Consider the following 26140-nt stretch of genomic DNA (forward strand, 5'->3'; position numbering starts at 1 on the left):
GCAGTTTACATCGGCGACAGACCCCGGGGGGCCGCTGATGCGCGGCTGAGAGGGAGGCGGCAGCCTTCGACCCGTTGAACCTGATCCGGCTGACACCGGCGGAGGGAGGGCGCGGCAAGAGAGTGGCCCGCCTTCCGTCCGAATTGACTGGAGGAACGCACATGGCCGACATCCCTTCGCATCTGGAAACCGCGAACGTGACGACCGGGCCGCTGCCTGCGTCGCGCAAGATTCATGTGGCGGGCCTGCTGCACCCGGACATCCGCGTTCCGCTGCGCGAAATCGCGCTGGAAGCCAGCGCCAACGAGCCGCCCGTGCGCGTGTATGACACGACCGGCCCCTACACCGATCCGAACATGCAGATCGACATCAACGCCGGGCTGAGCAAGCTGCGCACCAGCTGGATCGAAGCGCGCGGAGACGTGGAACGCTACGACGGGCGGCAGGTGAAGCCGGAGGACAATGGCCTGACCCGCGCCGGCAAGCGCGAGGTGAAGCCCTTCCCTGCCCCGAACCTGCGCCCGCTGCGCGCCAAACCCGGACAGGCCGTCACGCAAATGGCCTATGCCCGGCGCGGCATCATCACGCCGGAGATGGAATTTGTCGCCATCCGCGAAAATCTGGGCCGGGCCGAGGCGCTGAAGGCGGCCAGTGGCGGCGAAAGCTTCGGCGCGGAAATCCCCGATTTCGTCACCCCGGAATTCGTCCGTGACGAGATCGCGCGCGGCCGCGCCATCATCCCGGCCAACATCAACCACTCCGAAGTGGAGCCGATGATCATCGGCCGCAACTTCCTTGTGAAGATCAACGCCAACATCGGCAATTCGGCGGTCGCTTCTTCCGTGGCCGAAGAAGTCGAAAAGATGGTCTGGGCGATCCGCTGGGGCGCGGACACGGTGATGGACCTTTCCACCGGCCGCAACATTCACGACACCCGCGAATGGATCCTGCGCAACTCGCCCGTGCCGATCGGCACCGTGCCCATCTATCAGGCACTGGAAAAGGTGGGCGGCATCGCCGAAGACCTGACGTGGGACATCTTCCGCGACACGTTGATAGAGCAGGCCGAGCAAGGCGTGGATTATTTCACCATCCATGCGGGCGTTCGGCTGCCCTATATTCCGATGACAGCAAAGCGGGTTACCGGGATTGTTTCACGTGGCGGATCAATTTTGGCCAAATGGTGCCTTGCCCACCATCAGGAGAATTTCCTCTACACGCGCTTCGCCGAAATCTGCGAAATCATGCGCGCCTATGATGTCAGCTTCAGCCTTGGTGACGGGTTGCGCCCCGGTTCCATCGCCGATGCGAATGATGAAGCGCAATTCGCTGAACTCTACACGCTGGGTGAGCTGACGAAGACCGCGTGGGAAATGGACTGTCAGGTGATGATCGAAGGCCCCGGCCATGTGCCGATGCACAAGATCAAGGCCAATATGGACAAGCAGCTGGCAAGCTGCGGCGAAGCCCCCTTCTACACGCTGGGGCCGCTCACCACCGATATCGCGCCCGGCTACGATCATATCACCTCCGGCATCGGCGCGGCGATGATTGGCTGGTTCGGAACGGCGATGCTCTGCTACGTCACCCCGAAAGAGCATCTGGGCCTGCCCGACCGCGACGATGTGAAGGTGGGCGTCATCACCTACAAGCTCGCCGCCCATGCCGCCGATCTCGCCAAGGGGCATCCGGCCGCGCAGCTTCGCGACGACGCGCTGTCCCGCGCGCGCTTCGAATTCCGCTGGCGCGACCAGTTCAACCTCAGCCTCGATCCGGAAACGGCGGAGAAGTTCCACGACGCCACGCTTCCGGCCGAAGGCGCGAAGACGGCGCATTTCTGCTCCATGTGCGGGCCGAAATTCTGCAGCATGAAGATCACGCAGGAAGTGCGTGATTTCGCAGCGAAACAGAATCAACCGGCAGATGGATTCATCGCCGCCGAAACCGCGGAACAAGGTATGGCTGAAATGAGCGAAACCTTCCGCGCGAAGGGTAGCGAGCTTTACCTGCCCGCCGTGGATTGACGCGCACCCGCCGGGTTCATCCCGGCGGGGTCCATCCCGCAGGGGCCAGTTCGAACCCTTCGAACCGGAAGCCGGGCGCGACGACGCAGGTCATCAGCGCCCAGCCCTCGTCTGCCTCGGCCGCCTGCCAGCGCCCTGCGGGCACGATCAGCTGCGGTTGCTCGCCTGCCGCCACATCTGGCCCCAGCCGGTGCGTTTGAACGCCCGCCTCGCCCTCAATTCGCAGCGTCAGCGGCGCGCCGGAATGCCAGCACCAGATTTCGTCGGCATCTACCCGGTGCCAGTGCGACCGCTCTCCGGATTGCAGCAGGAAGTGGATCGCGGTGCAGGCCGCGCGTTCGCCATCCGCCGCCGGGCTGCGCCATGTCTCGCGGAACCAGCCGCCTTCCGGGTGCGGCTGAAGTCCCAGTTGTTCGATCAACACCCCGCCCGTCATGCTGGCTTGCTCCTCTGTCGCGCTGGCCTTATTCTTTGCGGGCTTGGGGGTGGAAGGGGCAAGTCATTATGAAGTGGCAGATATTGGGATGTTGCGGCCTTGCAGCCGTGCTGACAACCTCGACGACGGCGCAGCAGGCGCAGAAGGTCATCCCGCCAAAGACGGTTTACTGGATGTCCGCCGCGACCCAGTCCGGCTTCGGATTGGGCAGCGCGCCTTCCGCATCAGACATGATGCGCATGGCGATGGGCGGGGGCAGCAGCGGCCCCGTTCGGCAACTGGCGCTCGATCTCGGGTCGAAACTGCCGCCCTCCCCCGCGCCGGCCACGGCTGAACATGGCATCCCGCCAACGATGAACATGGGCACCAGCCTGCCGCTACGCGCGCCGAAGAAAGGGACGCCCGGCCCGCCAGCCGATGAGTTTGAGCGGCCCAAGGGCAAGCTGTTGCTGTTCTGGGGTTGCGGCGAAAATGCGCGGCCCGGCCAGCCCATCGTCATTGATTTCGCCAAGGTCGCGGCGGGGGAAATTCCGGCCAATCTGTTCGGCGGCGAACGGGTGCGCGTTGCGCGACCACCCAGCGCCTCCACATGGCCCACCTATGTCTATTGGCCCAATGCCGATCGGCAGGGTGGCAGCAAGCCGGTGCCGTCCAACGCATCGCTGCTGGGCGAGCACAAGGTGGCGGGGAACTTCGCCCCTGACATGCAGTTCACGCTTCAGCAAGACTGGCTGCCCGGCATCTCTACCAAGCAGCAGAAGCTGCCGTCCGGCGCGGTGACGCTGCAATGGAATGTGGTGCCCGGGGCCACCGGCCACTTCGCCCAGATGGTGAGCGCGAAGGAGGAAGGCGGCGCGCCCACCATCGTCTTCTGGGCCTCCAGCGAGGTGCAGACCTTCTATTCGGGCATGTCCGATTTCGTCTCGCCGTCTGAGGCGCAGCGACTGGTGGGGCGCAAGATGCTGATGCCGCCTTCCCAGAGCAGTTGCACTATTCCAAAGGAAGCCGTGAAGGTCGCGGAATCGGGGATATTCATGCTCGTCTCGCATGGGCCGGAACAGAACATCATCTATCCGCCGCGCCCCAAGGATCCGAAGGTGGATTGGGTGCAGGAATGGGCGGTGAAAGCCCGCTTCGTGTCCCGCTCTGGCGGCATATTGGGCATGGAGGATATGGCCGCAGCCGGTGGTGCCACAACGGCCAGTGGCAAGCCGAAATGCAAGCCCGATGCCGCCACGGAAGCGGGCAAAGCGGCCGGCGGTGGCGTGGGCGGCAGCATTGGTCGCGCCATGGGCGGCGCAATCGGCGGCCTGATGGGCGGCAAGAAGAAAAAGGGCGAAGATCAGGCGTGCGAGCCCTGAAGCCGGGCGACTGAGTCCGGACGGGGGCTGCTCTCGGCCCATCGCGCCCGGTGCGGCGCAGCGGTTCCGGTCTGCGCGAGGGCATGCTAGTCCGCCTTGCCATGGCCGACGCTGATCTCAACGCCCCTGCCGCAACCCGGATTGAGGACCGGGCCGACACGCAATCGCCCCGCATGATTCGCAAGCTGCGGGCGTGGCATCGCCGCTCCATCGTCGCGCCGGTGGATCATGCGGGCATCCTTTCGCGGGTGCAGGCTGAAGCCAGCTGGTCGGCGCGCTATGCCTTCATGATCGCGATGTCGGCTGGCATCGCGATCATGGGGATGCTGCTGTCCTCGCCCGCCATTGTCACCGGGGCGATGCTGATTTCCCCGCTGATGGCCCCCATCGTCGGGCTGGGCTTTGCGCTGGCCACCTTCGATTGGCCGGAGGTGCGCAAAAGCCTGATCGCGCTGGCGGTCGGCACGCTGCTGGCCATCGCGGTGACGGGCGGGCTGGTGCTGATGTCCCCCTTGCAGGACATGACGTCGGAAATCCTCTCCCGCACGCGGCCCAATCTGTTCGATCTGCTGGTCGCGGTGTTTTCGGCGCTGGCAGGCGGCTATGCCACCATCAAGGGGCGCGGCGAAACCATCGTCGGCGTGGCGTTGGCGACATCCTTGATGCCGCCGCTGGCGGCGGTGGGTTATGGCCTTGCCACCCTGAACATGCCGGTGGCGGCGGGCGGTTTCGCGTTGTTCCTCACCAACTTCATCGCCATCGCGCTCAGCGTGGCGCTGGTGGGGCGCTTTTACGGCTTCGGCTCGTTCCTGTCCCCCCGGCAGACCCGGCGGCAAGCGGTCGCGTTGGTGCTGCTGTTCGTGGCGTTGGCGGTGCCGCTGGGCCTGTCTTTGAAGCAGATCGCGTGGGAGGCATGGGCCACACGCACCATTCGCGGCCATGTCACGCGGGAATTCGGGGACCATAGCCGCATCGTCGCGCTGGACCCGGATTTCTCCGGCCAGAAGCTGGTGATCCGGGCGACAGTGCTGACGGATCGCATGCACGGCAAGGCAACGGACGATCTGGAACGGCGGTTGACGAAGCTGCTGAACCGCCCGGTGCAGCTGCAACTGAGCCAGGTGCTGGTGAACCAGAGCGCGGCGCAGGCCGAACTGAACCGCCCCCGCAGCAGCGACAGCGCACGCGCCGATCAACTGGCGCGCGCGGACATGGCGGCGCGGCTGTCGCTGGTCGCAAATGTGCCGGTGGAGGCCGTGCTGGTCGATCCGGTCGCGCGCCTTGCCACGGCGCAGGTCACGACAGCGCGGCCGCTCGTGGAACTGATGCAGGCCGAACAGCGGCTGACCGAGGACTCACCGGGCTGGTCTGTCCGCATTCTGCCCATCGCAGGCCCTTTGCCAGACCTGCCCGTGCCCGAAGCCGGGCTGACGAAGGCCGATGACAGCGGGCTGGATGCGCTTGTCTGGGCCTTGTCGCGGCGCGGCACCAACAGCGTGCGCCTGACGCCCCGCCGACTGTCCGGAGAGCCGATGGCGCGGGCCGTGGCGCGTGGGCAAGCCGTGGCGGCGGCGCTGGAAGCGCGCGGACTGGTTGTGGAGCAAGCCGCCCCGGTTGCGGCGGACGCTGCGCTGGAACGCGAAGAGGGGTTGGTAGCCGCCCGGTCGGTGCGGATCGACGCGCTGGCCCCTGCCCCGGTGCCGGAAGCGGAAGATGTGGCGCAGGCAAAGGAAAGGCCCGTCGCCACCGGCTGACGGGCCTTCCTGTTTCGGCTGTTCGAGGGCGCCCGGCTTCAGGCAGCCCCTTCTCAGGCGGCCTTATCGGCCCGCAGCAGTTGCACGGGCGGCTTCAGCCCTTTCACCACTTCGCCGTCGATGGAGACTTCCTCCACCGTGTCCATGCCCGGAAGCTCGAACATGGTGTCGAGCAGGATGCCCTCCAGAATGGAGCGCAGGCCGCGCGCGCCGGTGCGACGCTCAATGGCGCGCTTGGCGATTTCCGACAGCGCATCCTCGGTGAAGGACAGCTTCACGCCTTCCAGTTCGAACAGGCGCGAATATTGCTTCGACAGCGCGTTCTTCGGCTCTGTCAGGATCTTGATGAGCGCGGCCTCGTCCAGATCCTCCAGCGTTGCGATCACCGGCAGACGACCGACGAACTCGGGGATCAGGCCGAACTTCAGCAGATCCTCGGGCTCGCACTGGCGAAGCACTTCGCCCGTGCGCCGTTCATCCGGCGCAGCAACATGCGCGCCGAAGCCAATGGATTTGCCCTGCAATCTGTCCGCAATGATCCGGTCCAGCCCGGCGAATGCGCCGCCGCAGATGAACAGGATGTTGGTGGTATCCACCTGCAGGAATTCCTGCTGCGGATGCTTGCGACCGCCCTGCGGCGGCACGCTCGCGGTGGTGCCTTCCATGATCTTCAGCAGGGCCTGTTGCACGCCCTCCCCGCTCACGTCGCGGGTGATGGAGGGATTGTCGGCCTTGCGGGAAATCTTGTCGATTTCGTCGATGTAGACGATGCCTTTCTGCGCGCGCTCGACATTATAGTCGCTCGCCTGCAGCAGCTTCAGGATGATGTTCTCCACATCCTCACCGACATAGCCCGCTTCCGTCAGCGTGGTGGCGTCTGCCATCGTGAAAGGCACGTCGAGAATGCGCGCCAGCGTCTGCGCCAGCAGCGTCTTGCCGCAGCCGGTGGGGCCGACGAGCAGGATGTTGGACTTCGCCAGCTCCACCTCTGCGCCCTTCACCCCATGGGCGAGGCGCTTGTAATGGTTGTGCACCGCCACGGAAAGAACCCGCTTGGCATGCAGCTGGCCGATCACATAACTGTCCAGCACGCCCATGATCTCACGCGGGGTGGGAACCCCATCGCGGGTTTTCACCAGCGCGTTCTTCGTCTCTTCACGGATGATGTCGTTGCACAGCTCGACACATTCGTCGCAGATGAAGACTGTCGGTCCGGCGATCAGCTTCTTCACCTCATGCTGGCTCTTTCCGCAGAAAGAGCAGTAGAGGATATTCTTCCCGTCGCCGCTGGATGCCTTTGTCATAGTCTCTCTTTCAGCCGCGCGCCGTGAGGGCGACGGCAGCAACTTAAGTTAGCGCAGTTTCCCTCTCCCGCAAGTGCGAAAGCCGCCTGCATGGCAGACATCGGGCCTGCCAAAGCCGGGAAACAACCTCGTTGCGGTGAAAACCGACCCCTGAAACGCACACGGGCGGCACCGGGCCGCCCGTGAAATCGTTCGTCGATCATGCGACTGGCAGGCTGGATCAGGCGGCCTTCAGCTCGCTGTCGGCGGGTGTCGGGCGGCGATCCATCACTTCGTCCACAAGGCCGAAGTCCTTGGCTTCCAGCGCGGACATGAACTTGTCGCGCTCCATCGCGTTTTCGATTTCCTCCAGCGGCTTGCCGGTGAATTTCGCGTACAGGCTGTTCATGTGCGCGCGGATGCGGATGATCTCGCGGGCCTGAATTTCGATGTCGGTCGCCTGACCCTGCGCGCCACCAGACGGCTGGTGCACCATGATCCGCGCGTTCGCCAGGCTGATTCGCATCCCCGGTTCCCCGGCGGCCAGCAGGAAGCTGCCCATGGAAGCCGCCTGCCCGATGCACACCGTTCCCACCTTGGGGCGGATATATTGCATGGTGTCATAGATCGCCATGCCGCTGGTGATCACCCCGCCCGGCGAGTTGATGTACATGAAGATGTCTTTCTTGGGGTTTTCGGCCTCAAGAAACAGCAGCTGCGCCACGATCAGCGAGGCCATATTGTCCTCAATCGGGCCGTTCACGAACACGATGCGTTCGCGCAGCAGCCGCGAGAAGATGTCGAAGCTGCGCTCGCCCCGGCTCGATTGCTCGATCACGATGGGGACGAGGCCAGCCTGCGGGCCAGTCGACGGGATGAGGTTTGCGCGAAGCGCGGCGGCGGGGTCCATCAGGAACTGATCGCGGTCCATATGAGCCTAAGTCGGGCGTCACCCGCCGCCCGTCAAGCCCCGGCTGTTTCTTTTCGGAACAGTGGCTCGATATGTCCGTTCTGGTGCCAACTCCGCGCCGCCCGGGCAACGTCCTTGCTATTGGGCAAGCATGTCCGCCAGCCCTCTTTCCGGGTCCGTTTCCGGTAGTGGTTCCAGCAGCGCCGCAGCCGCTGTGCTTCCGGCGTTGGTAGAAGCTGCGCAGCGGACAGGGGTCGATTTTTCGGCGCTTTACCATACCGCCCGGCTCGAATCCGGTTTCAACCCCGATGCGAAGGCGCGCACCTCCTCCGCGACAGGCCTGTTCCAGTTCATCGACAGCAGCTGGCTGAACGTGCTGGCCAAACATGGTGCGCGGCATGGCTTATCTGCGGCTTCGAAGGCGGATGCGCTGGCGCTGCGCAACGATCCGCGCGCGGCAAGCCTGATGGCGGCCGAGCATATGGCAGACAATGCCGAACTGCTGGAATCGCGGCTGGGGCGCGAAGCCGGGCCTGTCGATCTCTATCTCGCGCATTTTCTGGGCGCGGGCGGCGCGGCGCGCTTTCTGGAGGCGCTCTCCGCTTCGCCCGATCAATCGGCGGCAGCGCTGATGCCATCGGCAGCGCGCGCCAACCCGTCTATTTTCTTTCAGGATGGCCAGCCGCGCTCATTGGCGGAGGTGCACGCGCTGTTCAGCCAGCGGTTGGGCGTGGAGTCTGCGCCCGTCGCGGTGGCGGCAACGGCTGGAACGGTAGAGACAGCGGCGGCACTGCCGGAAACCCCGCTGCGCGCTGCGGAGGCCGCCCGCCTCGCCTACCTCCTGCTCGCCGATCTCGGCGTTTAGGCCCGTCCCATGCCCGCCCTGATATCCCGCCTGTCGCTCTCTACCCTGCCCTTCGCCAGCGGCCGGGCGTTGCTGCCGGTGGCCATGCTGGCGATCGTGCTGCTGATGGTGGTGCCGATCTCCAGCTGGATGCTGGACATCTTCTTCATCGGCAACATCCTGCTGTCGCTGCTGATGCTGATGCTGGTGCTGGAGGCGAAGCGGCCGCTGGATTTCTCCACCTTCCCCACCCTGTTGCTGGTGGCCACGCTGTTCCGGCTGGCGCTGAACGTCGCCTCCACCCGCGTGGTGCTGGTGCATGGCCATGAAGGCCCCGCCGCCGCCGGCCATGTGATCGAGGCGTTCGGCCATGCGCTGATCGGCGGCAATTTCGTGGTGGGCCTGATGGTCTTCGTGATCCTGATGATCGTGAACCTTTCTGTGATCGCCAAGGGCGCAGGCCGCGTCTCTGAAGTGTCCGCCCGCTTCACGCTGGACGCCCTGCCCGGCAAGCAGATGGCCATCGACGCGGACCTCAGCGCCGGAATGCTCACGCCGGACGAAGCCCGCGCGCGGCGCGCCGATGTGGCGGCAGAGGCCGATTTCTACGGCTCGATGGATGGCGCATCCAAGTTCGTGAAAGGGGATGCGGTTGCGGGCATCCTGATCCTGTTGGTGAATATCTTCGGCGGGCTGGCCATCGGCATGCTCAGCCATGGCCTCTCCTTCGGCGAAGCGGCGGACGCTTACATCATCCTCTCCATCGGCGACGCGCTGGTGGCGCAGGTGCCCGCGCTGCTACTCTCCATCGGCGCAGCGATTTTGGTGACGCGCAGCGCGGACGATCATGGCCTGTCCAGCCAGCTCGGGCGGCAGGTGGCGTCCGCCAGCGCATGGTGGCCGACGGCGGGCGTGCTGGGGGCGATGGCGCTGGTGCCCGGCCTGCCTGCGATGCTGCTGGCCCCGGCCGCCGCGCTCGCCGGAACGGTGGCATGGCGGCTGCGCAAACGCCCCGAACCGGTGGTCGAGCCCATCGCCAACGCCGCCCCACCGGCCCAGCTCGATTGGGCCGAAGTGACAGACAGCGCGCCGATCCTGATCGAGATCGGCTATGGGCTGATCCCGCTGGTGGATGCGGAAGGCCCGCTGATGACGCGGATCACCGGCATCCGCCGCCAGCTGTCGCAAGAACTGGGTTTTGTGCTGCCGATGGCCCGCGTTCGCGACAATCTGGGCCTTGCGCCGCAATCCTATCGCATCAGCATTGCCGAGGAACTGGCCGGCGAAGGCGAGGCCTGGCCCGCCGACCTGCTGGCGCTGGAGGCGGAGGCGGTGACGGGCGAAATCCCCGGCCGGGCGGTGCGCGATCCGGCGTTCGGGATGACGGCGCGCTGGATTGATCCGTCGATGGAGCCGCAGGCGCTGGATGCCGGATATACGGTGGTGGACAGCGCCACCGTGGTGGGAACGCATATCTACAAGCTGTTGAAGGAACATGCACATATCCTGTTCACGCAGGATGATATGCAGGGCCTTCTGGATGCGCTGGGCAACCGCCAGCCGCAGCTGGCCGCCAGCCTTTCCCCGCGCACCGTGCCGCTGGCGCTGACAACGCAGGTGGCGCAATCGCTGCTGGAGGAAGGTGTTTCGCTTAAGGGCTTCCCGCGCATTGCGGCGGCCCTGTCGCAGCATGTGGGCAGTGTGCAGGATCCGGCGTTGCTGGTGGAGGCGGTGCGGGGCCGCATCGGCGGGCTGATCCTGTCCGGCATTGCGCCGGGCGGCGGCGCGCTGAAGCTGATCGCGCTTGCACCGGAGTTGGAATCGCTGCTGGTCGCAGCCCACCGCGCGGCCCCGGCGAGCGATTTTCCCTTCGAACCCGGCCTTGGCAACCGCATCATGGAGGCGGTTCTGTCCGCTGCTGGTCCGCTGGTGGCGGCTGGCACACCCGTCATCCTCGTCACCCAGCCCGGACCGCGTCGGGCGCTGTGGCGGCTGCTTCGCCCGCATATCCTGATCCCGGTGCTGGGCTTCCCGGAATTGCAGGATCACCGCGCCGTCGAAGTGGTCGCCGTCGTCAGTGGGGACCTTGCCAATAACCCGGCCCCGAAACCCGCCACTATGGAGCCAGCCTGATGGACGCTCGCCTTATGCACTCCGGCGGCGCTGCGCTGCTCGGGCTTTATTCGCCAGACGCCGTTGCTCGGCCCGATCCGGATCGGCTGGTGCGGATGAACATGGCGCTGGTGCGCAAGATCGCCTGGCACACCCACGCCCGCGTCTCCTCCGCGCTGGATATCGAGGAGCTGGTGCAGACGGGGATGGTCGCGCTGATCGAAGCGGCGCGCACCTTCGAGGATCGCGGGCAGGCGGCCTTCAGCACCTATGCCAGCGTGCGCATTCGCGGGGCGATGATCGATCTGCTGCGCAAGCAGGCGACGCTGTGCCGCTCGGCGCTCCGCAAGCGGCGTGAACTGGGGGCGGCGCAATCGCGGCTGAACAACCGTCTGGGCCGCGCACCGAGCCATGCCGAACTGGCCGAGGAAATGGGGCTGGAGCTGCCGGACCTGCACGATCTGCTGAACGCCACGCAGGCGGTGCGGCATGAATCGATGGACGAGGTCTATTCCGATCACAGCATCTGGTTCGCCGCCGAGGAGCCGGATGCGCTGGAACAGCTGCAATCCAGCCGGATGCGCAAGGCCATCGCGGATTCCATCCGCAACCTGCCGCAGCGGGAGGCGCAGGTGCTGCAGCTCTATTTCGTGGAGGAGCTGAATCTGGAGGAGATCGGGCAGGTGCTGGGCGTCGGCGCAGCGCGGGTTTGCCAGATCAAGAAAGTGGCTCTGGACAAGCTGCGTAACCATCTTGGGGGATGGGATCAGGACTGAGTTTTGGGTAGGAAGACGACAGCGACTCACTGGCTCCGGAACGTTGGAGGACGTTCCGGGGCTTTTTTCTTGTGTGGAGTATAGCCGGTGAGTCTGGGCGGCGGGCCACGAAGCCGCCCTACCCCGCCAGCTTGCCGATGCGCTTCAGCGTTGTTTCCGCTTCCGAAAGCGTGTTTTGCACGATCTGGGCGCAGCTGAGCACTTCGCGGACGCCGCCGCCGCCCTGCCCCACCGCAAAGCATTGAAAGTTGCGGTCGATGTTTTCGGTGATGCCTGCAATCGGCCCAAGGCGGTTCAGTTGCACCGATTCCATGACTTGCGCCGGGAAGGGCTTGGCTTGCTCCTTCTCGAACTTGTCTGTGGTGTCGTTCTTGAGCGCGCGGAGCGTCTTGCCGGTGAAGCCGCGCGAGATGGTGGTGTCTGCCTCTGACATCTCGACGATGGCGTCTTTGTAAGCCTGCCCTGCATGGGCTTCTTTGGAGGCGATGAAGCGAGTGCCCATCCAGACGCCTTGGCAGCCCATGGCGAGGGCGGCGGCGAGGCCGCGGCCATCGTAGAGGCCGCCTGCGGCCACCACGGGGATCTTCACGGCGTCCACCACTTGCGGCCAGAGCGCGACGGAGGCGACCTGCCCGGTATGGCCGCCGCCTTCGGTGCCCTGCGCGATAACGCCGTCGCAGCCCGCCTGTTCCGCCTTCACGGCATGATCGACCTTGCCGACCACGGCGAACACAAGGACGCCCGCATCCTTCAGTTGCTTGACGATGGGATATGGCACGCCGAGGCCCGCGACGAACGCCTTGGCGCCGTTGGCGATGATGACATCGATGGCGGCGGTGAGCGTTTCCGGCTGGGCGGACAGCAGGTCGACACCGAAGGGCTTGTCGGTCAGGGCGCGCACCTGCTGCATCTGCGCTTCGATGAACTTGGCGCTGGTGCCTGCCATGCCCAACGTGCCGAAGCCGCCTGCGTTGGAGACGGCGGCGACCACTTCCGCATAGGACACGCCGCCCATCCCGGCGAGCATGATGGGATGCTCGACGCCGAGCATGTCGCACAGGGGGGTTTTGATCATGGCTGCTCCCTCAAAGATGTCTGCATTGTTGCTGACAGGAAAGCCATGTCGCGCGTGCCGGAACAACCTAGGCTTTTGGGAGGATGCGCATATGAATAGGGCGGGCGCCTGCGAACAGGCACCCGCCCCGGTTCAGGCCTGATCGGGGATCAGGCGGCCTTTTTCTTCGCGGCGTTGCCGTAGAAGGTTTCGCCTTTGGCGGCCATGTCGCGCAGCATCTGCGGCGGGGTGAAGCGCTCGCCATATTGTTGCGCGAGGCGATCCAGCGTCTGCACCACGGTTTCGAGGCCGATGGTGTCTATCGCGCTGAACGGGCCGCCGGTGAAGGGCGCGAAGCCCCAGCCGAAGATGGCACCCAGATCGCCATCTTCCGGCGTTTCCAGCACGCCTTCGGCGAAGCAGCGGGCGGTTTCCACCAGCTGGCGATAGAGCAGCCGCTCTTTCACCTCTGCCGGGGTGGGCTGCACGGCGGAGACGGGGAAGTAGGTGCCGAGTTCGGGCCAGAGATATTTCGCCGAGCCGTCTTCCGGATAGACGTAGAAGCCCTTGCCGTTCTTGCGGCCATGGCGGCCCAGTTCCATCATCTTTTCGATGACGGCCTCGCCCGCGCCGGGCTTGTAGGCGTCTCCCAGATCGGCCTTCGTCTGCTGCGCGACCTTGTAGCTGAGGTCGAGGCCGACTTCATCGTTCACGGCCAGCGCGCCGACGGGCATGCCCATCTGCTTGCCGATATTTTCGATGAGGGCTGGCTTTGCGCCTTCGCCCAGCAGCGTCAGACCTTCCTGCACATAGGTGCCGAAGCAGCGGCTGGTGTAGAAACCGCGGCTGTCGTTCACGACGATCGGCGTCTTGCGGATTTGCGCCACATAATCGAGCGCCTTGGCGATTGCCTCAGGCCCGGTTTTCTTGCCGACGATGATTTCGACCAGCGGCATCTTCTCGACTGGCGAGAAGAAGTGGATGCCCACGAAATTCTCGGCTTAGACCATGCTTCCGCCAGACCGGTGATCGGCAGGGTGGAGGTGTTGGAGCCGAAGATCGTGTCTGCGCCGACAACGGCTTCGGTGGCCTTGGTCACGTCCGCCTTGATCTCGCGGGTTTCGAACACCGCCTCGATGATCAGGTCACAGCCCTTCAGATCGGCGTAATCCGAGGTCGGGTGGATGCGACCGAGGATTTCGGCGGCCTTTTCCGGCGCGGTGCGCTTCTTGGCGAGGCGGTCTGCGGTGTATTGCTTGCCCTTTTCAGCCGCCGCCAGATCGCGATCCAGCAGCACCACCTCGATCCCGGCCTGCGCCGAAACCATGGCGATGCCCGCGCCCATCAGGCCTGCGCCCAACATGCCGACCTTCTTCGTCTTCATTGGCGGGACATTGGCCGGGCGGCGCGCGCCCTTTTCAGCGGCCTGCTTGGACACGAACAGCGAGCGGATCATGTTGCCGGCTTGCGGATCGGCGACGACCTTGGCGAAATATTTGGATTCAAGGCGGATCGCCGTGTCCATCGGCAGCTGTGTGCCTTCATAGACGGCGGACAGGATTGCCTTCACCTGATTCATGTTGCCGAAGGTCTGCTTGTGCGCCATCGCCGTGCCGCCCATGAAGGTCTGCACGAAATTGGGGTTGGTCGCGCCGACGCCGCCGGGGAATTTGAAGCTCTTCTGATCCCACGGCTGCACGCCGCCCTTGGGGTTGGCCTTCACCCAATCCTTCGCGGTTTGCACGACTTGCTCCACCGGCACCACGGCCTGCGCGACGCCGAGGCCCAGCGCTTCCTGCGGGCTCATATTCTTGCCTTGCAGCAGGAACATCAGCGCGGGTTGCACGCCGATCAGGCGCGGCAGCCGCTGGGTGCCGCCCGCGCCGGGGAACAGGCCCACCAGCACTTCAGGAAGGCCCAGCACGATCTTCGGATTGTCGGCGATCACGCGGTAATGCGTTGCCAGCACGATCTCCAGACCGCCGCCCAGCGCGAGGCCGTTCACAGCGGAGGCGACCGGCTTGCCGGTGGTTTCCATATCGCGCAGCAGCTTGTTCAGGGTGAACACGCCCTCGAACAGTTGCGCCATGCGGGATTTGCCGGATGAGGCCCCTGCCCCGCCGCCAGAAAAGTTCATGCCTTTCAGGTCTGCGCCTGCGACAAAGCCGCTGGGCTTGCCGGAGGTGATGACGGCACCCTTCACGGCGTCGTCGGTCTTGATACGCTCCACGGCGGCGATCAGGTCGCGCGTCAGGTCTTCGTTGATGACGTTCATCGACAGCCCGGGGCAATCGATGGTGAGCAGGAGGATGCCGTCTGCATCCAGATCCTGACGGATGGCTTGTTCTGTCATGGGTTCCTCCGGAAAATCAGATGCGTTCGATGACGGTGGCGGTGCCCATCCCGGCGCCGACGCACAGGGTGACGAGCGCCGTCTGCTTGCCGGTGCGCTCGAGCTCATCGAGCACCGTGCCGAGGATCATGCCGCCGGTGGCCCCCAGCGGGTGGCCCATGGCGATGGCGCCGCCGTTCACGTTCATCTTCTCGTGCGGGATATCAAGATGCTTCATCATCCGCATCACCACCGACGCAAAGGCCTCGTTCAGTTCGAACAGGTCGATATCGGCCACCGTCATGCCCAGCCGCTTCAGCAGCTTTTGCGTGACGTAGGTGGGGCCGGTCAGCATGATCAGCGGCTCAGAGCCGATGGAGGCCATGCCCTTGATACGGGCGCGCGGCTTCAGGCCATATTTCGCGCCGATTTCCTTGTTGCCCACCAGAACGGCGGACGCGCCATCGACGATGCCCGACGAGTTGCCCGCGTGGTGGACGTGGTTCACACGCTCCACTTCCGGATAGCGCAGCTTGGCGATCTCGTCGAAGCCGGGCATTTGTTCGCCAAGCGCCTGAAAGGCCGGGGCAAGGCTGGCGAGCGACTGCATATCCGTCTGCGGGCGCATATATTCGTCATGGCCGAGCACGATTTCGCCGATCACGTCTTTCACCGGGATGATGGATTTGGCGAACCGCTTTTCGTCCCACGCCTTGGCTGCCCGGCGCTGCGATTCCACGGCGTAAGCGTCCACATCGTCGCGGGAGAATCCGTCGATGGTGGCGATCAGGTCCGCGCCGATGCCTTGCGGGGCGAAATAATTCTTGATGGCAACCGCTGGGTCGGTCGCCCATGCGCCGCCGTCGGAGCCCATGGGCACGCGGCTCATGCTTTCCACGCCGCCGCCGATGGCGAATTCGGCTTCGCCCGCGATCACCTTGGCAGCCGCCATGTTCACGGCTTCAAGGCCGGAGGCGCAGAAACGGTTCACCTGCACGCCGGCCGTCGTTTCGGCATAATCGGCGTTCAGCACGGCGACGCGGGCGATGTCCGCGCCCTGTTCCCCCACCGGGGAGACGCAGCCGAGGATCACGTCGTCCACGTCGGCGGTGTCGATGTTGGTGCGATCGCGGATCGCCTGCAGCACCTGTGTGGCGAGCTGGATCGGGGTGATTTCGTGCAGCTTGCCGTCTTTGCGGCCCTTGCCGCGCGGGGTGCGCACGGCGTCGTAGATATAGGCTTCGGCCATTTTCAGTCTCCCTAGTCGGAACGGGTGTGTCCTACGCCTGCCCCATATGGGGGCAAGCTGGTGCAATCATCAGAAGGAATCGGCGGGCAGCGCCATCAGCGTGTCCGCGCCCACCCGCACTTCGGCGGCATGGGTGTGGGCAGCGATCAGCTGGCGGGCAAAGAAGTGGGCTGCCGTCATCAGCTTGGCTTCGTGGAAGTCCTTGCCGAAATCGCTGGGGTCGCCTGCCAGCGCGGCCGTGCTGGCCCTTGCCATCAGCAGCCAGAAATGCCCCAGCGCCACCAGCGCCATCAGCTTCAGATAGGCGGCGGACCCGGCACCGGCATTGTCCGGGTTGCTCATGGCGTTTTGCATCAGCCAGAAGGTCGCGCCTTCCAGCGCGCCCTTGGCTTCGGCCAGCGCATCGGCATGGGCCTTCAGGCTGTCCACCGCACGGGCCTCGGCGATGCCGCCATCCACCAGCGCGAAAAAGGCCCGCAGGCCCCGGCCGCCGTTCTGCGCCAGCTTGCGGCCCACCAGATCCAGCGCCTGAATGCCGTTTGCGCCTTCATAGATCATGGAGATGCGCGCATCGCGCACGAACTGCTCCATCCCCCATTCGGCGATATAGCCATGGCCGCCGAACACCTGCTGGGCGTTGGTGGCGTTGGCATAGCCTTCGTCCGTGAGGTAGGATTTGATCACCGGCGTCAGCAGAGAGAGCAGATCGTCCGCCAGTTCGCGCTGTTCGGCGGTTTCCGCCTTGTGCGAGAGATCGGCCTGCAGCGCTGCCCACAGCGCCAGCGCCCGGCCGCCTTCGTTGAACGCCTTGGCGTTCAGCAGCATGCGCCGCACATCGGGGTGGACGATGATCGGATCGGCCTTGGCCTCCGGGTTCTTCGGGCCGGTGAGCGAGCGGCCCTGAATCCGGTCTTTCGCGTAAGCGACCGCATTCTGATAGGCGATTTCCGATTGCGCGAGCCCCTGCACGCCCACGCCCAGCCGGGCCACGTTCATCATGATGAACATGGCGCGCAGGCCCTTCATTTCCTCGCCGATCAAATAGCCGGTCGCGCCGTCGTAATTCATCACGCAGGTGGCGTTGGCGTGGATGCCCATCTTATGCTCGATGGACCCGCACGACAGGCTGTTGCGCGCACCCAGAGAGCCATCCTCGTTCACGAGGAACTTGGGCACGATGAACAGGGAGATCCCCTTCACGCTGTCCGGCGCGTCCGGCGTTTTCGCCAGCACGAGGTGGATGATATTGTCTGACAGGTCATGCTCGCCCGCCGAAATGAAAATCTTGGTGCCGGTGATCTTGAAGCTGCCGTCCGCCTGCGGTTCGGCGCGGGTCTTGATGAGGCCGAGATCGGTGCCCGCGTGCGGCTCCGTCAGGTTCATCGTGCCGGTCCAGCTGCCGGCGATCATGTTGGGGAGATAGGTCGCCTTCTGCGCATCCGAGCCGGTGACGAGAATGGCGCTGATGGCCCCCTGCGTGAGGCCCGGATACATGGAGAAGGCCATGTTCGCGGACGACTGGAACTCCTCGAACACGGACCCGAGCACATGCGGCAGCCCCTGCCCGCCATATTCCTTCGGCTGCATCAGCGTGCCCCAGCCGCCTTCTGTGAAAGCCTTGTAGGCCGCCTTGAAGCCATCGGGCGCGGTGACGCTGCCATCTGCATGGCGGGTGCAGCCCTGTTGATCTCCGCTCTGGTTCAGCGGGTGGATCACCCCTTCCACGAACTTCGCGCCTTCTTCCAGAATCGCGTTCACCATGTCCGGCGTGGCGTCTCCGAAACCGGGCAGATTCTGGTAACGATCAAGCCCCACCACATGCTTCAGCACATATTGGCTGTCTTTCACGGGGGCGCGATAGCTGGCGGGCATTCGGGTTTCTCCTCAGGGATTCGGGCGCAGCAACTGCGCCTCGACTGTGCTGCAGAATTGTTCCAGTTCGGCGATGGTCGCATCCAGCGCGGCACGCTGTTCGTTGAGCGCGGTGATACGCTCGCGGCTTTTTGCCAGCGTTGCCTCGATCTGCGGCCGCCGGGCCGGGCCGGGGGCATACATGTCCAACAGGTCGCGGATGTCGGCCAGGCTGAAGCCCACCGAGCGGCCACGCAAGATCCACGCAAGCCGGGCGCGATCCGCGCGGGAATACAGCCGCGTGGTGCCGCGACGGGTGGGATGAATCAGCCCTTCGTCCTCGTAAAAGCGAAGGGTGCGCGGGGTGACGGCATATTCGCGCGACAGGTCGGTGATGGTGAAGCGCGCCTCGCTCTCTGCAGGGTCGATTCCCCCGGCAGGAGCAGGCCCGGCGCTGTCGAGCGCTTCGCCCGGAATATTGAAGCCTCCCGTTCCCATGCGCGCTCCGATGCCTCACCTTTACGTTCACGTCAATATTCTGACGCGATGATCCGTTCTGCCGGGCAGATGAACTGGCGCTTATATCTTTTGCACACAGGCATCGCGCCCACCCTCTCTCCGCCGCTCAGGCTGAGCCTGTCGAAGCCCCGGGCGTGAATGCTCAATGGCTGAGCCGGGGCTCGCTGCTCCATGGGGCTTCGACAGGCTCAGCCTGAGCGGGGGAGATCAGCCTGTGAGCCGGGAACGTGGAGCGGCAGCAGGCAAAGATGCCGCACCTGGCTTATGAAACCATTGTCACCTGAAGCCACTGCGCCTCTTCCGCCCGCCGCCCCGGCACAGGCCATGGGCGGCGGGACGGTGGTGACCGACCCTGAAACGTGCAAAAGCCTGTGCGACATACAGGCCACCACTGAGGGCCTGATACGCCAAAGCGACGACTTTGTTTAGTCACGAATCGTGACTTGCCGCTTTTCAGCCCTGCTCCACGGCAAGCGCCGCCAGTGCGGCATATTCGTGGACATGCACGCCCGCCCCGCCCCGCCCGGCCAGTCGCGCCAGCGCCGCCGCCACATCCTCTGCGCGAATCGAGCGGTAACGGCTCAACCCGCCCATCAGCAGCGGATCGAACAGCGGGGCAAGCCGCTGCGCCAGCGCCTCGAACGGCCGCCGTTCGGCGCGTGGGCCGATGATCAAGCCGGGGCGGACGATGTCGATCCTGTCGAAGCCGATGGTTGCAAGCTCTTGCTCGACCTCGCCTTTCACCCGGCTGTAAAAGACGCGCGAGCCTGCGTCGGCCCCAACCGCGCTGACGGAAAGGAAATGGCCGCACCCGGCGGCATGGGCGGCGCGGGCAAATGCCAGCACGGCGTGCTGATCCACGGCACGGAAAGCCGCTTCGCTTCCGGCCGTCGCCATGGTGGTGCCCAGCGCAGAGATCGCTGCATCGGCCGGGGGCAGTGCGGGGAGCTGTGCGAAATCCACCTGCAACTCGTGCAGCAGCGGATGCGAGACGCTGCTGGGTCGTCGCCCGACCGATACCACCTCATGCCCATCGGCCAGCAGCAATTGCAGCAGCCGGCTGCCGACGAGACCCGTCGCCCCGGCCAGCAGCAGCTTCATGCGGGTTCCAGCCCCTCTGGCGTCAGCCGCCGGTAGAAGCAGCTGGCGGCACCCGTGTGGCAGGCCGGGCCTTCGGGCAGCGCCTTCAGCCAGAGGCAATCCTGATCGCAATCGACCAGAATCTCCGTCACGTTCAGGAAATGGCCGGATGTTTCGCCCTTCAGCCACAAGGACTGGCGGCTGCGGGACCAGAAATGCGCCCTGCCCGTCTCCCGCGTTTTGGCGATGGCTTGCGCGTTCATATGCGCCACCATCAGCGGCGCGCCGGTCTGCGCATGGGTCACTACGGCCGTCAGCAGGCCGTTTGCATCCAGTTTCGGTTCGAACATGTCAGCCATGCGGGCCTTGATGACCTTTCAATGACAACAGATATAGCGACAAACGCAGCGGAACCGCCTACATGGCCCCGCAGCGAGCGGCTCACAAGACAGGCAGGAATTCCATGGCAGAGGCGGCTGACGTTTTCGAGGCAAGCCAGCTTACAACCGATCCCTTCGATGACGACAAGCTGCGCGAAGAGTGCGGCGTGTTCGGCGTCTGGGGCGGCACGCAGGCGTCTGCCATGGTGGCGCTGGGGCTGCACGCCCTGCAACATCGCGGGCAGGAGGCGGCCGGTATCCTCAGCTTCGATGGCGAGGAATTCCATGTCCACCGGGCGATGGGGCATGTGGCGGGCAATTTCGACCGCACTGACGTGATCGACGCCCTGCCCGGCGAAGCGGCCATCGGCCACAACCGCTATTCCACCACCGGCGACACCGCGCTGCGCAATGTGCAGCCGCTCTATGCCGATCTGGCCGCCGGTGGCTTTGCCGTGGCGCATAACGGCAATCTATCCAACGCGATGACGTTGAAGGCCGAGCTGATCCAGCGCGGCTCGATTTTCCAGTCCACCTCCGACACGGAGGTGATCATCCATCTGGTTGCCACCTCCAGCTTCCGCACCCTTCTGGATCGCTTCATCGATGCGCTGAAACAGGTGGAGGGCGCTTACTCGCTGATCTGCCTGACGAAAGAGGGCATTATCGCCTGCCGCGATCCGCTGGGGATCCGCCCGCTGGTGCTGGGCAAGCTGGGCGAAGCGTGGATTCTGGCCTCCGAAACCGTGGCGCTGGATATCGTGGGCGCGAGCTTCATCCGCTCCATCGAGCCGGGCGAGCTGGTGGTGATCAACGACGACGGCATCCGCAGCCTGAAGCCGTTCGCCCCGGTGAAATCCCGCCCCTGCATCTTCGAGCAGGTCTATTTCTCCCGGCCGGACAGCTTTTCCGACGGGCTTTCGGTGTATCAGGTGCGCAAATCCATCGGTGCGGAACTGGCGGCGGAAGCCCCGGTTGTGGCCGACATGGTGGTGCCGGTGCCCGATTCGGGAACACCCGCCGCCATCGGCTATGCGCAGGCGGCGGGCATTCCGTTCGAGCTGGGCATCATCCGCAGCCATTATGTGGGCCGCACCTTCATCCAGCCCGGAGACCAGATTCGCCACTTGGGCGTGAAGCTGAAGCACAATGCCAATCGGGCGATGATTCAGGGCAAGAAGCTGGTGCTGATCGACGATTCGGTGGTGCGCGGCACCACCAGCGTGAAGATCGTGCAGATGCTGCGCGATGCGGGCGCGGCCGAAGTGCATCTGCGCATCGCCAGCCCGCCCACCACCAACAGTTGTTTCTATGGCGTGGACACGCCGGAACGCTCCAAACTGCTGGCGGCGCAGATGGATTTGGAAGCGATGCGCAACTACATCGGTTGCGACAGCCTCGCCTTCATCTCTATCGACGGGCTGTATCGCGCGCTGGGCGAAACGGCCCGCATCGCCAACGCCCCGCAATTCTGCGATGCCTGTTTCACCGGGGATTATCCCACCCGGCTGACCGACCACGAGGCTGCCGAAGCGCCGACGCAGCTGGGCCTGCTGGCCGAACGGCGCGGCTGATGGCGGAAAATCGGCAGAAGCTCGCGCTCGTTACCGGCGCGAGCCGGGGAATCGGTGCCGCCACCGCGATCCGGCTGGGGCGCGAAGGCTATCATGTGATCCTGACGGCCCGCAGCGAATCCGGGCTGATCGCGACCGAAGATGCGATCCATGCCGAAGGCGGCAGCGCCACCATCGCGCCGGTTGATCTGACCAAGGGCGAGGATATCGACAAGCTGGCCGCCGCCATCGCCGGTCGCTGGAACGGGCTGGATCTGCTGGTGCTGAACGCGGCCATGCTGGGCACGCTGTCTCCGCTCGCCCATGTCAGCCCGAAGGAATTCGAAGCGGTGATGGCGCTGAACGTGACGGCGCAATGGCGGCTGATCCGCGCCTTCGATGGCCAGCTGCGGCTGGGCCGGGGCACTGTGGTGGCCATCACCTCGTCTGTGGCGAGCCGGGCGGAAGCCTATTGGGGGCCGTATGCCGCCAGCAAAGCGGCGCTGGAGTCTCTGGTGGGCGTCTATGCCGCCGAGATGCAGGCGCTGGGGGTAAATGCGCTGATCGTCGATCCGGGCGGCACCCGCACGCAGATGCGTGCGAAGGCTTTTCCCGGAGAGGATCCGCAGACGCTGAAAGAGCCGGAGGCGGTGGCCGACCGGATCGCCGAGCGATTACAGGCTTCGCTGCCACCCGGGCTGAGCCGGATCGCCATCGCGCGCGACGGGGCGCTGCTGGGCTGAGGCTGGAGACTCGGGTGCTTGCCGGTGAAGCCGCCCGACACATCATGGTGGACATCTGTCAACCAGTTAACGGCCATTAGGATTTCTATTTCCCGCCGTTCATAAAGATGAACGATCCGTTTTGCGATTGTGCCATTTCTATCAAACTTTCATTGCGTTAACCAAAAGTCTCACCGATCCGGCCAACTATCTGTTGTGCGCGAAAACCTCTGCTTCCTATTCCGGTTTCAGGCCTCCGAAAGGGCCGGAGCCTTAATACATGGGGGCATCCATGAAGAAGGACGACCAGCCCGGATGGTGGCGATTTCGTGCTGGCGGATGGCGATCCGCCGTTCCGCGCGCCGACCTACCAAATCATCTCAGGCCTGACCGTCGGCAAGACCTATGAATTGAACTTCTGGCAAGCCGCTGGCCAGCATACACCTTCACCGGCCCGACCACGGAGCGCTGGCAGGTGACGTTCGGCGACGACACGCAATATTCCAGCATGTTCTCGCTGCCCGTGATGGATCGAATTTTCGGCACCCACCATCTGCCGGATCATTTCCCGCCCAACTATGGCATCGACCGGCCCGACGAAATGGCCCCGCTGCTGCCCTTCGCGGCACGACAGCAATCCGCGCCTTCCGCCGAACGCTCCGACGCCTGAGGGCTTACCGCGGCCGCTCTTTGGTCAGGATGGCTGCTATGTGCGCTCGCCCGGCAGCGGCGGCATCGCCTTTTCCACCCGCTTCAGCCCGGCGGCGGATCGGGCGGCCTTCGCCAGCCGCGCCTCCCATTTGCCGAGGTTCTTCTCCACCCCGCCCTGCTTCACCGGGCCAAGTGCGAAGGTCCGCACCGGCTTCAGGCCGACGAACTGCAGAATCTGCCCACGCCAGCGCCGGAGCAGCGCATTGCCGAAGGCGAACCACAGCCAGATAGGCGGGGTATCCATCGTGACGATCAGGTCGGCCGAGCGGCCCGTTAACAACCGATCCCACCATGGGTCTTTCGGATGATAGGCGAAGGCAAATCCCGGCAGCAACACGCGGGAGAGCAGCCCGCTGAGCGGCGCAGGCTCTGCCCCCCACCACATCGGAAAGGCGATCACCAGATGATCCGCCGCCAGCAGCGCTTCCGCGACGCGGCGCACATCCGGCTCCCACGCCTGCCGCTTCGCATAGCCATCGTGCAGCACCGGATCGAACACCAGATCGCGAACGGCGATGCGGGTAATGGTGCAACCGGGCGGCAGCGCGGACGCATAGACATCCAGCAGATGGCTGGTCAGCCGGGCCGATCCGGGGTGGCCATCGATCAGCAGCACCTGCATGGCCCCGCGCCCTTCTATTTCGCCGGTTTCACATACACCCGTTTGCCGTCCAGCCATGTTTCCTCCACCACCACCTGCGGCAGTTCGGCCGGGCCGATGGTGAAGGGGTCGCGATCCAGCAGCAGGAAATCGGCGAAGCTGCCTTCCGTCAGTTGCCCGGCCTTCCCGTCCTGCCCGCCTGCCCATGCGGCATCGGTGGTGAAGCCCGCGAAGGCCTGCTGCAGCGTCAGTGCGTCCTCCGGCCGCCAGCCGCCCGGCGGCTGGTTCTGCCTGTCTTGCCGGGTGACGGCGGCGTGCAGGCCATAGAAGGGGTTGGCCGGTTCCACCGGGAAATCGGAACCCAGCGCCAGCTTCACACCCGCCTTGCGCAGCGTCGCCCAGGCATAGGCCCCCGTCAGCCGCGCTTCGCCCAGCCGATCCGCCGCCATCGCTTTGTCTGAGGTGGCGTGGGTGGGCTGCACGGAGGCGATGATGTTCAGCTCGGCAAAGCGGGGGATGTCGGCCGGGTCGATCACCTGCGCATGTTCGATGCGGTTGCGGAACTTGTCGCTATAGGCCGGTCGGATTTCGGTGAAGGCGTCCAGCGCCTGCCGGTTGGCGGCGTCGCCGATCGCATGCACCGCCACCTGATAGCCGAGGTAATTGGCCCGGCTGAACAGGTTTTTCATCTTCGCATCGTCGAGGAACTGCAGCCCGCGCGTGCCCGGCTCGTCGCTATAGGGTTTCAGCAGCCACGCGCCGCGGCTGCCCAGCGCGCCATCGGCCATCAGCTTGATGCCCTGCAACTTCAGCCGCCCGTTGTAGAGCCATGGCGTGGGGCGCAGCGGGCTGATCGCCTCCATCGCGGGCATGCCGGCGGCATAGGCGGTGATGCGCAAGGTCAGCCGCCCTTCGTCGCCGAAGGTGCGGAACAGCGCCCAGTCCTCCGCGCTGCTGCCCATGTCGTGCACACCCGTGAGGCCGACGGAGGCGAGATGCGCCAGCGCGGCTTCCAGCGCCTTCTCCCGCTCCCCGGCGGATGGTGGCGGGGCGGCCTTCTCCACCAGATCCATCGCCGCGTCGATCAGCACGCCGGTTGGGTTGCCCGCCGCATCGCGCAGGATGCGCCCGCCCGCCGGGTCTTTCGTCGCCTTCGTGATTCCGGCCACCTTCAGCGCCGCCGTGTTCGCCCATCCGGCATGGCCATCCACGCGCGACAGCCACACCGGCCGCGCAGCATAGGCGGCATCCAGTTCGGCCGCCGTGGGCATGCGGCCCAGCCCCCAGCTCACCTGATTCCAGCCGCCGCCGCGAATCCAGCCCGCCGACGTATCCTTCGCGGCATAGGCGGCGATCTTGGTCTGCGCATCTGCAAGGCTGGTGGTGGCCGTGAGATCAAGGCTGCGAAGCTGCAGCCCCAGCGCCATGATATGGCCATGCGCGTCGATCAGGCCGGGGATCAGCGTGCGGCCCTTGGCATCCAGCCGGAAATCGCCCGCCACCAGCTTCGGCTCCACCGTGCCGCGCGGCATGATCGCCAGCACCTTGCCGTCGTCGCCCACGAACAGGGTGGAAAAGCGCCGCAGATTGCCCGCCGAATCCATGGTGTAGCCATTGGCGTTCACGATCAGCGTCTTGGCGGCGTCCGCCGGGATCGCGGCCAGCAGCAGCGCCGTTGCGGCAAGCAGGCGGCAGATCATGACAGCCTCCGGATCAGGGACGATGTGTCGTCGCGGTTGCCGCCCATCTTCTGCACATCGGCATAGAATTGGTCCACCAGCGCGGCGACTGGCAGGCTGGCACCATTGCTGCGCGCTTCCTCCAGCACGAGGCCCAGATCCTTGCGCATCAGGTCCACCGCGAAGCCGAAATCGAAGCGGCCTTCCACCATGGTGCGGGCGCGATTGTCCATCTGCCAGCTTTGCGCGGCCCCCTGCCCGATCGCATCCAGCAGCGCCGCCGTATCCAGCCCGGCCTTTTTCGCAAAGTGCAGCGATTCCGCCAGTGCCTGCACCAGCCCCGCGATGGCGATCTGGTTCGACATCTTCGCCAGCTGGCCATGGCCCGAAGGCCCGATCCGCACCACGCGGCGGCCATAGCAATCGAGGATCGGCCGCGCCGCCTCGATGGCGTCAGCGTCACCGCCGCACATGATCGCCAGTTGCCCGGCCTCCGCGCCCGCCTGCCCGCCGGAAACCGGTGCGTCGATGCAGTTGAGGCGCGGGTGGCGCGCAGCCAGTGCCTTGGCCAACGCGGCAGAGGCGGTGCTGTGATCGATGAACAGCGCACCGTCCGGCAGGGTGGTGAAGCCGCCGTCCGCCCCTTCCGTCACCTGCCGCACATCATCATCATTGCCGACACAGGTGATGAGCGCGTCCACGCCCTCTGCGGCTTGCGCCACGGTGGTGCAGGGCGTCGCGCCATAGGCGGCGGCGAAGCGCGCGGCTTTCTCGGCCGTGCGGTTGAAAACCCGGACCTCGTGCCCGGCGGCGGTCAGGTGCCGGGCCATGGGCCAGCCCATCACCCCCAGCCCCACAAATGCAATATGTGCCATGGCCCATGGCGTTATCGCGCGCGGGTGATTCGGA

The 26140-nt window shown here is 65.3% G+C and carries 21 protein-coding genes, 1 pseudogene and 1 riboswitch; of the genes and pseudogenes, 9 read left to right on the forward strand and 13 right to left on the reverse strand.

Annotation, left to right across the window (positions count from 1 at the left end):
• The first annotated feature begins 14 nt into the window (after positions 1-14).
• A riboswitch (TPP riboswitch) is annotated at positions 15-124 on the forward strand.
• 37 nt (positions 125-161) lie between these two features.
• Positions 162-2024, forward strand: a complete 1863-nt coding sequence (thiC, locus tag FJQ54_RS14755) for a phosphomethylpyrimidine synthase ThiC (protein WP_140929191.1) — start codon at positions 162-164, stop codon at positions 2022-2024.
• 16 nt (positions 2025-2040) lie between these two features.
• Here thiC and FJQ54_RS14760 read toward each other — a convergent pair whose 3' ends face one another.
• The gene (locus FJQ54_RS14760; protein ID WP_140929192.1) at positions 2041-2460 is read right to left on the reverse strand and encodes a cupin domain-containing protein; all 420 of its coding nucleotides are present in this window, start codon (positions 2458-2460) and stop codon (positions 2041-2043) included.
• Between the two features lie 68 nt (positions 2461-2528).
• Here FJQ54_RS14760 and FJQ54_RS14765 point away from each other — a divergent pair, with 68 nt between their 5' ends.
• Together FJQ54_RS14765 and FJQ54_RS14770 are read left to right on the forward strand one after the other, a co-directional pair.
• The gene (locus tag FJQ54_RS14765; protein WP_140929193.1) at positions 2529-3821 is read left to right on the forward strand and encodes a hypothetical protein; all 1293 of its coding nucleotides are present in this window, start codon (positions 2529-2531) and stop codon (positions 3819-3821) included.
• Between the two features lie 101 nt (positions 3822-3922).
• Positions 3923-5575: a DUF389 domain-containing protein gene (locus tag FJQ54_RS14770; RefSeq protein ID WP_181160186.1), complete on the forward strand. Its 1653-nt coding sequence runs from the start codon at positions 3923-3925 to the stop codon at positions 5573-5575.
• A 53-nt stretch (positions 5576-5628) separates the two neighbouring features.
• On the opposite strand, the gene clpX is transcribed toward FJQ54_RS14770, so the two are convergent.
• The gene (gene clpX, locus FJQ54_RS14775; protein WP_140929195.1) at positions 5629-6879 is read right to left on the reverse strand and encodes an ATP-dependent Clp protease ATP-binding subunit ClpX; all 1251 of its coding nucleotides are present in this window, start codon (positions 6877-6879) and stop codon (positions 5629-5631) included.
• A gap of 220 nt (positions 6880-7099) precedes the next feature.
• Positions 7100-7768, reverse strand: a complete 669-nt coding sequence (gene clpP / locus FJQ54_RS14780) for an ATP-dependent Clp endopeptidase proteolytic subunit ClpP (protein WP_140929273.1) — start codon at positions 7766-7768, stop codon at positions 7100-7102.
• 151 nt (positions 7769-7919) lie between these two features.
• Here clpP and FJQ54_RS14785 point away from each other — a divergent pair, with 151 nt between their 5' ends.
• The 3 genes from FJQ54_RS14785 to FJQ54_RS14795 are packed head-to-tail and all read left to right on the forward strand — an operon-like array spanning position 7920 to position 11500.
• Positions 7920-8633, forward strand: coding sequence for a transglycosylase SLT domain-containing protein (locus FJQ54_RS14785; RefSeq protein WP_140929196.1), 714 nt, complete (start codon positions 7920-7922; stop codon positions 8631-8633).
• Positions 8634-8642: 9 nt separating this feature from the next.
• Positions 8643-10745, forward strand: coding sequence for a flagellar biosynthesis protein FlhA (locus FJQ54_RS14790; protein WP_140929197.1), 2103 nt, complete (start codon positions 8643-8645; stop codon positions 10743-10745).
• On the forward strand, positions 10745-11500 hold the full coding sequence (locus FJQ54_RS14795; RefSeq protein ID WP_268920589.1) for a sigma-70 family RNA polymerase sigma factor: 756 nt from the start codon (positions 10745-10747) through the stop codon (positions 11498-11500). The genes FJQ54_RS14790 and FJQ54_RS14795 overlap by 1 nt, the downstream gene beginning before the upstream one ends.
• Before the next feature lie 118 nt (positions 11501-11618).
• Here FJQ54_RS14795 and FJQ54_RS14800 read toward each other — a convergent pair whose 3' ends face one another.
• The 7 genes and pseudogenes from FJQ54_RS14800 to hisI all read right to left on the reverse strand — a co-directional run bounded on the left by FJQ54_RS14800 (position 11619) and on the right by hisI (position 19935).
• Entirely contained in the window at positions 11619-12575 is a 957-nt protein-coding gene (locus FJQ54_RS14800; RefSeq protein ID WP_140929198.1) for an NAD(P)H-dependent flavin oxidoreductase, read from the reverse strand.
• A 149-nt stretch (positions 12576-12724) separates the two neighbouring features.
• Positions 12725-14907 (reverse strand): annotated as a pseudogene (locus FJQ54_RS14805) (3-hydroxyacyl-CoA dehydrogenase NAD-binding domain-containing protein).
• 16 nt (positions 14908-14923) lie between these two features.
• Complete coding sequence (locus FJQ54_RS14810) at positions 14924-16135, reverse strand: acetyl-CoA C-acetyltransferase (RefSeq protein WP_140929199.1); 1212 nt, start codon at positions 16133-16135, stop codon at positions 14924-14926.
• A gap of 69 nt (positions 16136-16204) precedes the next feature.
• Complete coding sequence (locus FJQ54_RS14815) at positions 16205-18007, reverse strand: acyl-CoA dehydrogenase C-terminal domain-containing protein (protein ID WP_140929200.1); 1803 nt, start codon at positions 18005-18007, stop codon at positions 16205-16207.
• Between the two features lie 12 nt (positions 18008-18019).
• Entirely contained in the window at positions 18020-18484 is a 465-nt protein-coding gene (locus tag FJQ54_RS14820; protein ID WP_140929201.1) for a MerR family transcriptional regulator, read from the reverse strand.
• 474 nt (positions 18485-18958) lie between these two features.
• Entirely contained in the window at positions 18959-19606 is a 648-nt protein-coding gene (locus tag FJQ54_RS14825) for an NAD(P)H-binding protein (RefSeq protein ID WP_140929202.1), read from the reverse strand.
• Positions 19603-19935 carry a phosphoribosyl-AMP cyclohydrolase gene (hisI, locus tag FJQ54_RS14830; RefSeq protein WP_235890479.1) on the reverse strand — a complete coding sequence of 111 codons (333 nt, stop codon included), beginning with the start codon at positions 19933-19935 and terminating at the stop codon, positions 19603-19605. Before hisI ends, FJQ54_RS14825 begins: the two co-directional genes overlap by 4 nt.
• A gap of 113 nt (positions 19936-20048) precedes the next feature.
• Between hisI and purF the strand changes: the two genes are divergently transcribed.
• The 3 genes from purF (at position 20049) to FJQ54_RS14845 (ending at position 22910) form a co-directional block, all read left to right on the forward strand.
• Positions 20049-21539: an amidophosphoribosyltransferase gene (gene purF / locus FJQ54_RS14835; protein ID WP_140929204.1), complete on the forward strand. Its 1491-nt coding sequence runs from the start codon at positions 20049-20051 to the stop codon at positions 21537-21539.
• Positions 21539-22261 (forward strand): SDR family NAD(P)-dependent oxidoreductase, encoded by a 723-nt coding sequence (locus FJQ54_RS14840; protein ID WP_140929205.1) that lies wholly within the window; start codon positions 21539-21541, stop codon positions 22259-22261. The genes purF and FJQ54_RS14840 overlap by 1 nt, the downstream gene beginning before the upstream one ends.
• 454 nt (positions 22262-22715) lie before the next feature.
• Positions 22716-22910, forward strand: a complete 195-nt coding sequence (locus FJQ54_RS14845; RefSeq protein WP_140929206.1) for a hypothetical protein — start codon at positions 22716-22718, stop codon at positions 22908-22910.
• A 36-nt stretch (positions 22911-22946) separates the two neighbouring features.
• On the opposite strand, the gene FJQ54_RS14850 is transcribed toward FJQ54_RS14845, so the two are convergent.
• The 3 genes from FJQ54_RS14850 to FJQ54_RS14860 are packed head-to-tail and all read right to left on the reverse strand — an operon-like array spanning position 22947 to position 26106.
• A complete protein-coding gene (locus FJQ54_RS14850; RefSeq protein WP_235890480.1) occupies positions 22947-23630 on the reverse strand; it encodes an NAD(P)H-dependent oxidoreductase in 684 nt (227 codons plus the stop codon).
• Positions 23588-25252, reverse strand: a complete 1665-nt coding sequence (locus FJQ54_RS14855) for an amidohydrolase (RefSeq protein ID WP_140929207.1) — start codon at positions 25250-25252, stop codon at positions 23588-23590. Before FJQ54_RS14855 ends, FJQ54_RS14850 begins: the two co-directional genes overlap by 43 nt.
• Positions 25249-26106, reverse strand: coding sequence for an NAD(P)-dependent oxidoreductase (locus tag FJQ54_RS14860; RefSeq protein WP_140929208.1), 858 nt, complete (start codon positions 26104-26106; stop codon positions 25249-25251). The genes FJQ54_RS14855 and FJQ54_RS14860 overlap by 4 nt, the downstream gene beginning before the upstream one ends.
• Positions 26107-26140 lie beyond the last annotated feature (34 nt).

The sequence above is a fragment of the Sandaracinobacter neustonicus genome, from assembly GCF_006385875.1.
Taxonomy (GTDB): domain Bacteria; phylum Pseudomonadota; class Alphaproteobacteria; order Sphingomonadales; family Sphingomonadaceae; genus Sandaracinobacteroides; species Sandaracinobacteroides neustonicus.

Coding starts and splice junctions, on each gene's coding strand:
- thiC (WP_140929191.1), top strand. CDS start 162: ATGGCCGACATCCCTTCGCATCTGGAAACCGCGAACGTGACGACCGGG.
- FJQ54_RS14760 (WP_140929192.1), bottom strand. CDS start 2,460: ATGACGGGCGGGGTGTTGATCGAACAACTGGGACTTCAGCCGCACCCG.
- FJQ54_RS14765 (WP_140929193.1), top strand. CDS start 2,529: ATGAAGTGGCAGATATTGGGATGTTGCGGCCTTGCAGCCGTGCTGACA.
- FJQ54_RS14770 (WP_181160186.1), top strand. CDS start 3,923: ATGGCCGACGCTGATCTCAACGCCCCTGCCGCAACCCGGATTGAGGAC.
- clpX (WP_140929195.1), bottom strand. CDS start 6,879: ATGACAAAGGCATCCAGCGGCGACGGGAAGAATATCCTCTACTGCTCT.
- clpP (WP_140929273.1), bottom strand. CDS start 7,768: ATGGACCCCGCCGCCGCGCTTCGCGCAAACCTCATCCCGTCGACTGGC.
- FJQ54_RS14785 (WP_140929196.1), top strand. CDS start 7,920: ATGTCCGCCAGCCCTCTTTCCGGGTCCGTTTCCGGTAGTGGTTCCAGC.
- FJQ54_RS14790 (WP_140929197.1), top strand. CDS start 8,643: ATGCCCGCCCTGATATCCCGCCTGTCGCTCTCTACCCTGCCCTTCGCC.
- FJQ54_RS14795 (WP_268920589.1), top strand. CDS start 10,745: ATGGACGCTCGCCTTATGCACTCCGGCGGCGCTGCGCTGCTCGGGCTT.
- FJQ54_RS14800 (WP_140929198.1), bottom strand. CDS start 12,575: ATGATCAAAACCCCCCTGTGCGACATGCTCGGCGTCGAGCATCCCATC.
- FJQ54_RS14810 (WP_140929199.1), bottom strand. CDS start 16,135: ATGGCCGAAGCCTATATCTACGACGCCGTGCGCACCCCGCGCGGCAAG.
- FJQ54_RS14815 (WP_140929200.1), bottom strand. CDS start 18,007: ATGCCCGCCAGCTATCGCGCCCCCGTGAAAGACAGCCAATATGTGCTG.
- FJQ54_RS14820 (WP_140929201.1), bottom strand. CDS start 18,484: ATGGGAACGGGAGGCTTCAATATTCCGGGCGAAGCGCTCGACAGCGCC.
- FJQ54_RS14825 (WP_140929202.1), bottom strand. CDS start 19,606: ATGAAGCTGCTGCTGGCCGGGGCGACGGGTCTCGTCGGCAGCCGGCTG.
- hisI (WP_235890479.1), bottom strand. CDS start 19,935: ATGTTCGAACCGAAACTGGATGCAAACGGCCTGCTGACGGCCGTAGTG.
- purF (WP_140929204.1), top strand. CDS start 20,049: ATGGCAGAGGCGGCTGACGTTTTCGAGGCAAGCCAGCTTACAACCGAT.
- FJQ54_RS14840 (WP_140929205.1), top strand. CDS start 21,539: ATGGCGGAAAATCGGCAGAAGCTCGCGCTCGTTACCGGCGCGAGCCGG.
- FJQ54_RS14850 (WP_235890480.1), bottom strand. CDS start 23,630: ATGGCTGGACGGCAAACGGGTGTATGTGAAACCGGCGAAATAGAAGGG.
- FJQ54_RS14855 (WP_140929207.1), bottom strand. CDS start 25,252: ATGATCTGCCGCCTGCTTGCCGCAACGGCGCTGCTGCTGGCCGCGATC.
- FJQ54_RS14860 (WP_140929208.1), bottom strand. CDS start 26,106: ATGGCACATATTGCATTTGTGGGGCTGGGGGTGATGGGCTGGCCCATG.